This is a genomic window from Paenibacillus sp. FSL R10-2199, from assembly GCF_038000235.1.
GTDB classification, from domain to species: domain Bacteria; phylum Bacillota; class Bacilli; order Paenibacillales; family Paenibacillaceae; genus Paenibacillus_AQ; species Paenibacillus_AQ phytohabitans.
Map to the genome: position 1 here is coordinate 1852499 of NZ_JBBOBO010000001.1, position 13811 is coordinate 1866309.

The 13811-nt window shown below is 55.3% G+C and carries 8 protein-coding genes; 7 read left to right on the top strand and 1 reads right to left on the bottom strand.

Annotation, left to right across the window (positions count from 1 at the left end; all coding sequences use genetic code 11):
* Positions 1-249: 249 nt before the first annotated feature.
* A complete protein-coding gene (locus NYE33_RS08280; protein ID WP_341065429.1) occupies positions 250-1050 on the bottom strand; it encodes a polysaccharide deacetylase family protein in 801 nt (266 codons plus the stop codon).
* Between the two features lie 628 nt (positions 1051-1678).
* Between NYE33_RS08280 and bglB the strand changes: the two genes are divergently transcribed.
* The 7 genes from bglB to NYE33_RS08315 all read left to right on the top strand — a co-directional run bounded on the left by bglB (position 1679) and on the right by NYE33_RS08315 (position 13740).
* Complete coding sequence (bglB, locus tag NYE33_RS08285) at positions 1679-2743, top strand: beta-galactosidase BglB (RefSeq protein ID WP_341065431.1); 1065 nt, start codon at positions 1679-1681, stop codon at positions 2741-2743.
* Positions 2736-3761: an SGNH/GDSL hydrolase family protein gene (locus tag NYE33_RS08290; protein ID WP_083705677.1), complete on the top strand. Its 1026-nt coding sequence runs from the start codon at positions 2736-2738 to the stop codon at positions 3759-3761. The genes bglB and NYE33_RS08290 overlap by 8 nt, the downstream gene beginning before the upstream one ends.
* A 191-nt stretch (positions 3762-3952) precedes the next feature.
* The gene (locus NYE33_RS08295; protein WP_042243556.1) at positions 3953-4882 is read left to right on the top strand and encodes an ABC transporter permease; all 930 of its coding nucleotides are present in this window, start codon (positions 3953-3955) and stop codon (positions 4880-4882) included.
* 12 nt (positions 4883-4894) lie between these two features.
* Positions 4895-5770 carry a carbohydrate ABC transporter permease gene (locus tag NYE33_RS08300; RefSeq protein ID WP_042239768.1) on the top strand — a complete coding sequence of 292 codons (876 nt, stop codon included), beginning with the start codon at positions 4895-4897 and terminating at the stop codon, positions 5768-5770.
* 57 nt (positions 5771-5827) lie between these two features.
* Entirely contained in the window at positions 5828-7492 is a 1665-nt protein-coding gene (locus NYE33_RS08305; protein WP_341065433.1) for an extracellular solute-binding protein, read from the top strand.
* Between the two features lie 30 nt (positions 7493-7522).
* A complete protein-coding gene (locus NYE33_RS08310; RefSeq protein WP_341065434.1) occupies positions 7523-9298 on the top strand; it encodes a hypothetical protein in 1776 nt (591 codons plus the stop codon).
* A 410-nt stretch (positions 9299-9708) separates the two neighbouring features.
* Positions 9709-13740 (top strand): Ig-like domain-containing protein, encoded by a 4032-nt coding sequence (locus NYE33_RS08315; protein WP_341065435.1) that lies wholly within the window; start codon positions 9709-9711, stop codon positions 13738-13740.
* Positions 13741-13811: the final 71 nt, after the last annotated feature.

Consider the following 13811-nt stretch of genomic DNA (forward strand, 5'->3'; position numbering starts at 1 on the left):
CATTCACTGCGATAAATCGGCTATAACTATGGATTGTTGTATGAAATACAGCATTTCTCATCACCAAAGCCGCTCAGTGAGAGAATTCTTGTATTTTGTACAACAATCCTCTCAAACACCCCGGGATTAATGAATCAAAGTTGCAATTGATACAACAATTTCTCCTTACCGCGCCTGCAACCGTGTCTGTGCCCCCGGCCGAATGCTCATAAGCCATGGATCGGCTCCCTAACATACCCACAGCAATTCCTAACCCAGCTGCACGGTAGCTCCTCCGGATATCAGGCAAGCCTCGTCCCCGGCGGTGATCCATACATCCACTGCTGACGGATTATAGACCATCTCCCGGGAAGCGGAGAAGCGCAGTCCTTGTACAGCGGACAAGTAGTCGGCAATCTCGATATTGGTGGCATACCAGATCTCTTCATGGCCGCCCATCATGGCGGCGAACTGCTCAAGCTCCTCCCAGTTATCATTGTCGTTGAATTCGTAGCTGTGTCCCCATACATACAGAAGCTGCATATGGGAGAACCGGGGCTGCTCCTCCAGGAACTGCTTGCCCAGCGCCAGCATGTCGCGGTGATGGCAGGTGGGATGCCAAGCCAGCAGGTTGTCCGGCAGGCTGAAGCTGCCATGGGACTTTACCGTACGTGAATATTCGATTCCCAGCGCCGGCAGAACGCTCAGCACCTGATCACTGTAATCGCCGAACGGATAGGACATGCCCCTTACGGGATAGCCCGCTATCGCTTCCAGATGTCTGCGGTCCTTCAGAATCTCTTCGGCGATGCCCTCACGCGGGGTCATGGAGAGAAAGGGATGAGTGCTCGTATGTGCTGAAATCTCATGCCCGTCATAGAGGGAAGCCACTTCCTCTTCCGTGATGTAGCCCTCATTGCCGAAGAATCCTGAGTTCAAATGGAATGAGCCCTTCAGCCCGTGGCGGTTATGAATCTCCACAAGCCGCCTGTCGTGGATTCTTCCATCATCCCAGCTTAATGTGAGCGCTTTAGTAACGCCGCCCGGAAAAAGATCAAACTTGATTTTCATTACCTGTTACCTCCCTGATTTCTCTCTTATAAGACTGAACTGGAAATTTGTAATTTGGGATGGGCTCCCGGCTCCGTGGAGGGTTATGCCTTACAGGCGCGGCCAGTCTCCGCATTTCCTGAAAGTTAAGAATGTATTTGCTTCGCGCAATACATATTCCTTAGCTTCCCGCTGAAACGGATGCCGTCCTTTAAAAGGTCAGTAGAGCTTCTACTTGATTCACTTCTCCCATTATAAAATTTACAGGTTCAATCTATGTAAGACGCACTTCAGATTTGAACTTGAAGCTTAGTCGTCACAGCGGTGAACCCTTGAACTTCCGGCCGCTACCCGCACCTATAGTTCCAAATTTCACCTCCGCTTCTTTTCGCTTTTCGTTAATTTCTGTAGTGCTTCTTATCTATAGAGATGGTGAACGTGAGCATGTACTCCTCCTAATGATGAATACAGCCCCATTATGAACAATGCCAGAAGTGAAAGCGATTAGCAAGATTCTTGTTAATGGACGGTATTCCGGCGCTTGACTACAATGGGGTGGCGAACAGGGCTAATCAGTCATCAACAGGCTTCAGGCTTCACATGCTCATGGCCCCAGGTTCAGAGCAGGACATTAAGAAGGAGGAGCATTATGGAAGCAGTATCACGTACAGCACTCGAAAGGCAGATCGCCCGTGTGATTGAGGGGATGAAGGATATGAAAGGCTCCATTCAGGAAACGGCACCCATCGGCATTATCTCTATGGACAATTGGGAATGGCCGCAGGGAGTGGGGCTCTTCGCCTTATACAGCTATTACCGGGAAACCGGAGATGAAGAGATTCTGCACTATCTGACCGGATGGTACGACAACAAGCTTGACGGGGGCATTCCCGTAAAAAACGTCAATACCATGTGCCCGATGCTTACCTTAAGCTATCTGGCGGAGGAGACCGGACGCGCAGATTATCTGAAGCTGTGCCGGGAATGGCTGGATTATGTGCTGAATGACATGCCCCGCACAGAGGAAGCGGGCATTCAGCACGAGGTTACGGGCAGCCCGAATACCGGGCAGCTCTGGGACGACACGCTGTATATGACGGTGCTGTTCGTAGCCCGGATGGGGATTGTACTGAAGGAGGAGGAGTGCATACAGGAGAGTATCCGCCAGTTTCTCGTCCATCTCAAATACCTGACCGATCCCGCAACAGGGCTATTCTTCCACGGGTGGACCTTCGAGGGGGGCCATCACTTTGCCCGGGCCTTGTGGGCACGCGGCAACTCCTGGTATACGGCGGGGCTGGTGGATTATCTGGAGATGGTGGAGCTGCCGCCTGGCGTGAGCAGCTTCCTGCTCTCTTCACTGGAGCGGCAGGTGCGCAAGCTGAAGGAGCTGCAGGCGCCGGAGGGCGCGTGGCATACCCTGCTGGACGACAGCAGCTCCTATCTGGAGACCTCGGCAACCGCCGCTTTTGCTTACGGCATGTTGAAAGCGGTGCGGCAGGGACTGCTGGATGAGAGTTGCCGCCAGCCTGCCATGGAAGCTCTACACTATGTACTGGGCCAGATTGATGAAGAAGGGATAGTACAGGGAGTATCGTACGGAACGGGCATGGGAGCTACGCTTCAGGACTACCGGGAGATTCCAATCTGCCCGATGCCCTACGGGCAATCCATGACGCTACTGCTGCTGGTGGAGGCGATGAAGCATGGTTGATTCCGCCATGGTCAAGGGGCTGCCGGGACTGGACCGGATTGCGTTCCATAACGTCGCTGAGCTGGAGCCGGCAGCAGGGAATGGCGTGTATCTGCGCCGTATTCCCCGCAGCGTCAGAGAGCAGCTGAATGAGCGGGGCCGGTTCATCGCCGGGGAAGCGGGCGGCTGTGAGCTTCGTTTCGTCACAGCGGCCCCGAACATCCGGGTAACCCTGTCTTTGCCGGAGACGGATGGCTGTGTGACCGTATTCAAGGGCGGACTGTTCCATTCCAGGCATGAGCTTCAGGCAGGGACCATCCGCACGCTTCAGTTAAGCGAGCCGCCGCGGCTGGCGATGGCCGCCCGCCAGCTGCTGATGGGAACGGGCTTTGCGCCGGAGGTGTGGCGCATATGCTTCGGACGGTATGCCTGCGTGGTCTGCGGCATTGAGACCTTCGGTCATCCGCTCCGCCCGCCGGAGGAAGGAGAGGCTCCCCGGAAGCGCTGGATTGCTTACGGCTCCTCCATTACCAACGGTGAGAACAGCAGCCTGCCATACATCGGCCAAGCGGCAAGAAGGCTGGCTGCCGATGTGCTTAATCTGGGCATGAGCGGCTCCTGCCAGTGCGAACGGGAGATGAGTGATTTTCTTGCGGAGCAGCAGGACTGGTCTTTCATGACGCTGGAGCTGGGCGTGAATATGCGCGATCATATGCCGGAGGACGAATTCCGTGAGCGGACCGGCTATCTGCTGGACCGGCTGGTAAGCAGGCATCCGGAGAAGCCGGTGGCGGTAATTACGATTTATCCCAACTTTGCGAATTTCCCGGCCAGCGGGATTGCGGACAAGGATATCCGGTTTAACGGGATTCTGCGCAGCCACGTACAGCGCCTGTCACACCCCAAGCTGAGCCTGATTGAAGGAAGCCGGGTGCTGGATGACCTTAGCGGGCTGTCCTGTGATCTGATTCATCCCGGGGATGACGGACATATCCGGATGGGGGAGAATTTGGCCCGGGAGCTGTGCGGAATCCTGTAACTCCAGGCTGCATAAGGGTTCAGCGGCGATTAACAGGTAAACTGAATATTGCTCTAACCTGCTGAAGCGGCTATGGTGAGGACATGAAACGGCCATTTCAGATCAACAGCAACATGTTCAGAAGCAAAAACAGGCAAGCGAAAGGAGGCACCGAGATGAAAGCGAATGGAGCCAGCGAAGCGGTGCTGCGGATGGATACTCTGCGGAAGACGGGAAGCAAGCGCTTCTGGCAGACCCGCCGGTTCAAGAACAATTTGCCGCTGTGGGTCATGTTCGTTCCGGTCATCGCGTTCTATATCATTTTCAAATACACGCCCATGCTGGGACTGGTCATTGCCTTCAAAAATTATACCTTCTATGAAGGGGTATGGGGCAGCCAGTGGGTCGGCATGGACAATTTCACCAATCTGTTCACCCAGGCGCAATCGGTGCAGATTATCCGCAATACGCTTGTGCTCAGTATATTGTCAGTGCTGGTCAGCTTTCCGTTTCCGATTGCCCTGGCGATTATGCTGAATGAAGTCCGGAACAAGTTTTTCAAAAAATCGGTCCAGACGCTGGTGTATCTGCCCTATTTCTTCTCCTGGGTCATTGTCGGCGGACTGGTAGTGACGATCTTCGCCCAGACCGGGGTTGCCAATGTGCTGGTCGAGAAGCTGTCCGGCAAGCCGTTTCCATTCCTCTTCAAAGAGTGGTCCTGGGTATCAATCTTCCTCGGCTCGGGCATCTGGAAGGATGCGGGCTTCAATGCGATTATCTATCTGGCTGCACTGACTTCCATTGACCCCAGTCTCTATGAAGCGGCGAGCATGGATGGAGCGGGCAAATGGAAGCAGATCCGCAACATCACACTGCCCGGGATCAGCCCAACCATTGTCATTATGCTGATTCTCGCCATGGGACGGGTGATGGAGGTGGGCTTCGACCATGTGTATGTGCTCCAGAACTCGATTGTATCGGGGATCTCCGAGGTTATAAGTACGTACATCTACGCGATTGGACTACAGGGAGGGCAGTTCAGCCTGACGGCTGCACTGGGAATGTTCGATTCCCTGGTGGCGCTGACCCTGGTGCTGATATCCAATGCCATTGCCCGGCGTTTCAATAAAGGCTTGTGGTAACAGGAGGACACTATGCAAAGTACAAAAGGTGAAAAAGTATTTTACGGCTTCAATTATCTGCTGCTGACGCTCGCAGGCATTCTCTGTCTGCTGCCGCTGCTCCATCTCGCCTCCCTGTCCTTAAGCGGCAAGGACGCGGTGCTCTCCGGTTTTGTCACCCTATGGCCGGTGGAATTCACACTTAGCTCTTATACCATGCTCTTCGAGGGAACGCCGGTGGTGCGTGCCTTTGGCAACAGTCTCCTGATTACCCTGGTCGGTGTGGCGGCCAGCATGCTGTTCACGATCTTTGCCGCCTATCCCTTGTCCCGCCGTGATTTCTACGGAAGACGCACGCTGACGCTGGCGATTGTGTTCACGATGCTGTTTACGGGCGGCCTGATCCCGACCTATCTCGTGGTTAGCAGTCTCGGGCTGGTCGATTCCTACGCGGCACTTTGGCTGCCGGCTCTGGTCAGCACTTATAATATGATGATCATGCGTTCCTTTTTCGAGAACATTCCCGAGGAGCTGGTGGAAGCGGCCAGAATTGACGGCTCCGGCGAATGGCGGCTGCTTGCGGGGATTATTCTTCCGCTGTCCCTGCCTGTGCTGGCGACGATCGGACTCTTTTACGGCGTGTATTACTGGAACTCGTTCTTCAACGTAATGATCTACATGAACAGTCCGGAGAAAATCAATCTGACGGTTCTGATCCAGCAGATGGTGAAGAGCCAGGCCGTCCTGCAGGAGCTGAATACCATGAACTCGCAGGAGGTCGTCAATATTACACCGGAGGGCATCAAGGCCGCCGGAATTATGGTTATGGTCATTCCGATGCTGATTGTGTATCCGCTGCTGCAGCGGTATTTTGTCAAAGGTGTAACCATCGGGGCCATCAAAGGCTGATCATTGCTGCTCATATCCGTAAGTACAAGAACATCATTATAGGAGGGTCACATTCATATGTCCAAACCCATTTGGCTTAGAAAAACAACTGCTGCCGGTGCAGCATCCCTAATACTCGCTATCGCTGTCACAGGCTGCGGCGGCAATAATGCCGCCACGCAGGGCGGAGACTCGAACAAGGGAGATACCCCGGAGAAACGCGGGTCCATCACGGTATCTTTGTATGACCGTGGCACAGTCCCAGCAGAAGAGGGGACGATGAGCGACAACCGCTGGACGAAATGGGTCAATGAGAACGGGCCGGTTAATGTCAAATACGTCACGGTTCCGCGTTTCGAATCCCTGCAGAAGTTCAATGTGCTGTTCGCATCGAAGTCTGCCCCTGACCTGATCTTTGAATTTGATACCGCTTACCAGGGACAGCTCTACAACCAGAAGCAGCTCCTGCCGCTGGATGATCTGATTGCGGGCAGCAGTACAGAATATAAGGCGATGCTGGAGAAGTATCCGGCGCTGCGCAAGGCAGGCACGATGGCAGACGGCAAGCTGTACACGGTGGGACGTCCGATCCAGTTCGGTCCGCAGCATTACCTGTTTATCCGCAATGACTGGCTCAAAAAGCTGAACTTAGAGGTTCCCACTACCCCTGAGGAGCTGCTGAAGGTGGCAAAAGCGTTCACTGAGCAGGACCCGGACGGCAACGGCAAAGCGGATACGCAGGGAACCGGACTCAGCTTTGTAGCCGGAATTATCCTGAACAACATGTTCGGCACCGGATTTACGCTGTTCGGCGAAGACCAATATCCTTGGGTACTGGAGAATGACAAGGTTGTGCATGACTGGGACCGGATCAAGGCGGCGATTTCCTTCCAGAAGGAGCTGTATGCGGCGGGTGTGGTGGATAAGGATTTCGTCACCGATAAGAACGGCGAGAAGCAGAAGCAGGACTGGATCTCCGGCAAGCTGGGGATTTACGGCGGCAACGGTGCCGATGTCAGCACCTATGAGACGCTGAAGAAGAATTTCCCGGAGGCCGAGGTGATTCCGATTGCCTTGCCAACGACGGAATTCGGCCAGTTCAGTCCGACGCTGACCTCTCCGATCCAGATGACCGGGATGGTGAATGCGTCAGCCAAAGACCCTGAATCCGTGATGAAGATGATTGATTTCATGGTCACAGAGAAATACACCACCACGATTCAGAACGGTATCGAAGGCGTGCATTACAACAAGACAGCCGACGGCCGCGCTGAGGTGATCGATCCGGAGAAGAACAAGAAGGAGCTGGAATATAACCGCGATATGGGCATGCTCACTCCGCTGATCGGCAAGAATTACGGGCTGAAGAACAAGGTGAACCCTACACCGGCTGAGCAGGATTTCATCGCAATCTATGAAATGGCCGAGAAGCTGTACATGAACCCGGACCGCCCGATTGTCGGCATTACGCAAAAGGCCTTCCTGCCGCTGCTGCCGCAGGATCTGACCCAGATCAACACCAATGCGAATAAAACGATCCTCGACCGGGCCATGCAGGCTATCGTCAGCTCCGATCCGGCTTCGGTGGACCAGTTCATTGAGGAAGCCAAGGGGGTCTGGAACAAGGCAGGCGGACCCAAGGTCGATGAGTTCTATGCAACCTGGTATCAGGACAATAAAGCAGATGCCATTATGCTGAAGGATATTTATGAGATGGGCGAGCAATTGAGCGCGGTCGAATAAAGGTGAAACTTAACACAGGGGGCGGCGGAGTTGAACAATCAGGTTAGACAGATTCTGGAGCAGAGCTTTGCGGCTGCCTCGGAGGATATTGTGGTCGAGGAAGGACTGGTGCGCTACAATTGGCCCGGTCATACCCGGCAGGTATCTAAGCTGCCGTACTGCCACGAAGCCCGGTTCTCGGCAGGGTATTATGCTTACGGCACATTGCTGGGCCGGATAGATGAAGCGGCAGGGCTGGAGATGCTTGAAGCGATTGCGGGGCTGCAGTTTACAGACCAGGAGCATCCGGATTATGGAGGGTTCCTCTGGTACCGGGAGGAGAGCGTGATTCAGGATTCGAATGCGGCGTTTTTTATCCTCATGCCGCTTGTCGTTGTACGCCTCTGTGATCCCGGTGTTTTGCCGGCCAGTCACCTGGAGGTGATCCGGCGGATGTTCAGCCATGCGGCGGCCTGGTTCACCCGGGAATGCCGGACACCGGAGCTGTTCTACCCGAACAAGACGATGAGCGACGGCGCCATGCTGCTGGCCATCGCCCACTTCCTGGGTGAGCCAGAGTATCTGGAGACCGCAACCGCTTACTTCCGCAGATGGGAAGAATATACGGTCCGCCGGGGCTGGGGCTGGGGGGAGAACATCAGCCTGGTCTATCAAGGGGTGATGATGAACGCGCTGAGGATTGCCGGTTCTGTACTTCAGCAGCATGACCGGGAGCTGGCCGGGCGGCTGGCAGAACGGATGGAGACACTGAAGAACATTCTTGTCTTCCATGACGGGGAGGAACTGGTTCCGTCTATCCGCAGCTATAACTTCCGGGGAGAGACGAAGCGGGCAAGCCTGCTGTGGCCGATTGCGGGGGTGACAGGGCTGGGCCGTCTGGCAGAGCAGAACTTCTCGCTTAATGATGCGGCGACACTGCTCCTGTTTGAAGCTGATTTTCTTCAAGGGGATGGCTCTCCGTCTGCGCTGCCGGTCCCCCGGATTCTTGAGGAGCGGATCTTCGATGCCTCCCGTTCCTATACCTGGATCGGACGGCATACCCGCCTGGGCAGCATCAACCGCTTCCCGGTCATGCCCGGAAGCTACCAGCATCCCGCCTGGGGGCTGGGCTGGCAGAGCTTCCCGGTCAGCTTCAGCGTAAGGGATAAGCAGGTGTCCTATCTCCGCTGGTACGTGAATGATTCCGCAGCCGTGCGGACACATCCGGCGGAGGAGTACCGCACGGCCTATCTGATGCCCGCGCTGTTTGCGGAAGCGCTATACCCGGAGGTGGAGACACGTTCGGCCCAGCAGGGGAATACCCTGCTGGTGGTCCGCAGCATGACCCGGCTGCATAACCGGGCAGCGGAGCTTGCGGATGAATGGGTCATCCACCGCTATGACGGAGAGATAGCGCGTGTAATGAATACAGCCGGGGACCGGGAATGGCTGGTGCTGCATTATCCGGGCTGTGCGGTGGCGGTCACAGCGCTGAGGGGTATTGGTGCCGGGGCGGAGGCGCGCGCCGCACTGCCCGTCACGGTGGTGCGGGAGGAAGGGAGGATCAGGCTCCGCCAGGTCCTCTACTCCGGGGACAGCACCGTTCTGGCGCAGCCCCGCCTGGAAGCGGGCTGGGCGGTGATATGTCTGGACGAAGCAGCGGAAGCTGGTGATGTCCGCAGGCTGCTGGATACGGTGCGGATCGATGACTACGAGACGGATGACCGTGAGGTGCCGCGGGAGCCTTGGGCCCGGGCGCGGGAGATTGTGCTGGCGGCGGGCGATCTGCCGCCGGTACAGCTCACTGTCGATCCTTACGCACCGTGACAACGCAGTTCAAGCCGATTAATGTAATGACTGACGTATGCTTACTCTTAATTGCACTTTGTACAACTAAATCGTCTGATGTACCACCGAATATCTGTTTAGTTGTATTTCATACAATTAAACTGCCATTTGCACCTTGGCTTCACCCATTCGGGCAGATTTAGTTGTACAGACTACAGCTATAAGAGGCAAGCCTTCCTTTTGACTGTTTTTAATTGCACATTATACAACTATCATTGATATCACTGAATGTTCACTTCAAACTAAACTTCATAAATTGCTGCATGGTTGAATGAATTCACTTCTGTAGCTCTAATGTTGTACTAGAACCGCTATACTTGCTTCCATACGGAAAGGTGGCTATTATGAGAAAAACAAGCCGGAAACCATTTTTTGTATGCGTTATCATTATGGCTCTGCTGATGGGCCTGCTCCCGGCAGACCTTGGTTCTGTGGCCCGGGCGGATAGTAATTATAAGCTGGAGGAGACCTTTGAATCATATAGTCCCGGTACGAAGCCGGCCGGATGGACGATCAAGACGCCGCCGCAGGGTGTGAGTGTTGCTGTGCAGTCCTGGGAAGGTTATGCCGGCAGGCTGCTGGAGCTTCATCAGGCGGCCCAAACGGCAAGCAGCTACAGTATAAGCAGATCGGTTACGGATGTTACGTACAGAAGCATGTTAAGCTATTCGTTCCGGGCAGAGCAGACGGGAGCGGTGATCTACCTGCCTACCCCGCAGAGCGGTGCTGTTCCGCTGGTGAAGTTCGCCATTAACAATGGCGCGATCAGCTATATGAAAAAAGGCGCCGGATCATGGACCTCCGTGCTGCCGATTTCGGCAGGCGTATGGTACGAGGTACGCCTGGCCCTCGACAGCGGCAGCCACAGCTTCGATCTGTCCGTTGACGGCAGCCGTCTGCTGACGAAGGAGCCGATGGCGGAAGGCGGCGCGTTAAGCTCCTTCTACACAGGGTTTTACAAGGATAGCATAGGCAAGATAGGCTTTGACAATTTTATTGTAAGCGGATACAAGCAGGCGGTAAGTGCAGCCTTCTCCCAGGCGGCTTACGAGCTGCGGAGAGGCGCCAAGCTGCCCTTGCCGCTCCAGTTCACACCTGCGGATGCTACGGATCAGACGGCTGTCTGGTCTACCGGCAATGCAGAGGTGGCAACGGTGGATGGCAATGGTCTTGTGACAGGCATCCGCCAGGGAGTCACTACGGTGACGGCACAGCCGAATGAGGGGCTTCCGGTGGTAACGGCTACGGTAGCCGTGTATGAAGATCCGATCACGGAAATCGTGCTGGCTCCGCTGGAGCAGGCGCTTCCCGAAGGCTCCCGTGTGCTGTTACATGCCTCGGTAACTCCCCTAAACAATACGGATACTGGTATCCAGTGGGGAACGGAGGACGGGAGCATTGCCGTGATTGACCGCTACGGAGAGCTGACGGGTGTAAGCGCCGGAACAACTACCGTGTTCGTCACGGATGAGACCGGCAGCGTGCGCGCCGAGACAGCCGTTACTGTGACTGGCCGGACAACCGGACAGGAGCTGTATGTTGCTCCGGGTGGAGACGACAGCAATGAAGGGACAGAAGCATCGCCCTTCCGGACGATTACCCGGGCCCAGGCCGCCGTCCGCCAGCTGAATGATGATATGGACTCGGACATCGTTGTGAATCTGCGGGAAGGGACCTATATCCTGACGGAACCGCTGGAATTCACACCGGAGGATTCCGGGACGAACGGATATTTTGTCACTTACCGCAGCTATCCCGGGGAGCATGCGGCCATCAGCGGCGGACGGCCTATTACGGGCTGGACAATGTTTGACAGCGCCAAGGGCATCTACCGGGCGAATGCCGGAACCGGCCTTATGACACGCCAGCTGTTCGTGGATGGCATCCGTGCGGTCCGGGCACGGAGTGCAGCGGGACTGGTGAATCCGGTGAAGACTGCAACCGGCTATACCTCCGATAATACAGAGCTGGCCGGATGGGGCAATACTGCCGATATGGAAATGGTATTCAACGAGCTGTGGACGAATTCCCGGATCAAGGTGGAGTCTATAACTTCATCCGGCGGCAAAGCGCAGATCGGCCTCCAGGAGCCGGGCCGGAGCGCAGTCTTCAACCGGGGATTAACTTCGGCAACGGTACCCGTGTACTACGAGAATGCGTTTGAGCTGCTGGATGAGCCTGGAGAATGGTACTATAACCGGGTAGAAGGCATGCTGTACTACAAACCCCGCGCCTGGGAGGAGCTGTCAACGGCTGACGTTGTAGTTCCGGTGCTGGAGCAGCTTGCTACCGTTTACGGGATATCGGCTGATGAACCGGTGCGCAATCTGAATTTTGAAGGCCTGAAGTTTATGTATACCACCTGGAACCGCCCCAGTACGGCAACGGGACATTCCGATTCGCAGAATAACCATCTGCGTTATCCGTCCATCCCCGATGAGCTGACCGATGCGGCGGTGATGCTGGAGCTGGCCAATACCGTGAATTTCCGCAACAATGAATTTACCAAGCTCGGCATTACGGCGGTACGGATACAGAACGGCGTTCAGAACAGCTTAATTGAAGGCAACCGCTTCTATGATATCTCAGGCAGCGCGCTGAACGTGGGCCAGCCGGATTCCTCGGACCGCATGATCTACCACCCGGCTGACCACAGGCTGCTGATGAAAAATAATGATGTGCTGAACAATGTGATTCATGATATCGGCATTGACTACAAATCGGCATCCGCCGTATCTGCGGGGTATCCGGTAGATATGGACATCAGCCATAATGAAATGTACAATCTGCCCTACAGCGGAACACATATCGGCTATGGCTGGGATAAGCTGTTCGATGCCGCTACCCGGAACGTGAAGATTCAGAATAATCTGATCTATGATCTCATGGGAATGGGCTTGCGTGATGGAGGAGCCATCTACAGTCTTGGACCTACCGGGGCCACAGCGGCTGAGAAAAATCTGGTCACCGGCAATTACATCCGCAACCAGATGGACGGGAACTCTGCCTTATACACGGATGAAGGCTCTGCCTACTGGAGATTTGAGCATAATGTGATCGACCTGAAGGATACGCCGCTGTGGCATTCACCGCTCCGCTGGGCGATGGCCTATGTGCCGACGATCCATGACGTGGATTTCGTGAACAACTATACAACAACGGACGGGTATACCAACAACGGGCGCAATGTTCTGTTTGCGGACAATACGGTCCAACCGGATGCAGAGTGGCCTCAGGCGGCAATGCCGATCATTGATCAGGCCGGGCTTCAGCCGGAATATGCCGGGGCAGCAGAAGGGCAGGTCAGCCGCTGGAAGCTGGATCCGCTGAAGCTGGCTATTGGAGGGGGCGAACTTGCACCCATTCAAGCGCTGGACGGCAAAGACAGGCCGCTGGGCACGGAAACCAGCAGCTTCTATTACAGCATTCTTGATCCCTCCGTGGCCTCAGTTAATACCACGGGTGAGGTGACGGGACTCAGCCAGGGGCAGACGAAGCTTATCGTAAGCATCCTTAACGGCTCCATCCTGCGGACAATCACCACGGATGTATTCGTGGGAGACACCTTAGCCGTTGTCCGCCTGGAGGGGCATGACGGTAATGTGGCATATGTTCATGAAGGTGCGGACATGCAGCTGCAGCCTTACGGCGAGACGCTGTTCGGCAACCGCGAGGAGCTGGAGGAGGTCAGTTATACGAGCAGTGATCCTTCCATCGTCAGTGTCAGCGGGAACGGCCTGTTAACGGCGCATCAGACCGGACCGGTAACCCTGACGCTGTCAGCCGGTTATCTTGGCACCGTGACGCAGGGGCAGTATGAGGTTAAGGTATGGAATGAAGCCAGCAAATATGATCATACCCTGGAGACAGAGGTGCAGGACCCGGATGGCTGGTATGTCTCTGCCGCTGCCAACGGGCTGAAGGAGACCGGAGCAGACCAATTGACCCTTCGCGCTCCCGGGGGGCATGTCATTTACCAGAACCGCAAATACCAGAATGAGCTGCTGGATTTCACTATGAAGATCAATGACAGCGCGGTCTCGTCCAATTGGTATGCCCTGATGCTTAACAATCAGAGCAAGGAACTGAGCTATAGTACCGGTAGTATGTACCTGGTGGTTATAGGGACATCGGGTATTGAGCTGCACCGCTTCAACGAAGGGGTGCGGACTGTGATCTATGGCAAGATTGACGGCCTGACCAGTCTGGGCGGGCCGGCCATTCCGAATACAGCCATAACCTTCGGGGAGCAGAGCCGCGTTCAGCTTGGCGCTTTTCAAGAATCCGGGGGTGTGCGCCTGATCCTGAAGGTTGACGGGGTGCAGATCTTTAACTATCTGGACACCGCCGCAGGAGCGATTGGAGAAGCGGGATACTTCGGGCTGATCTCCCGCAATGCAAGCACAGAACTGGGGTACTGAACAGACTACACTTATGAACCCGGCCCCGTAGTCAATATCACTTAAGCGATAGCCAACATCTGGACTTACAG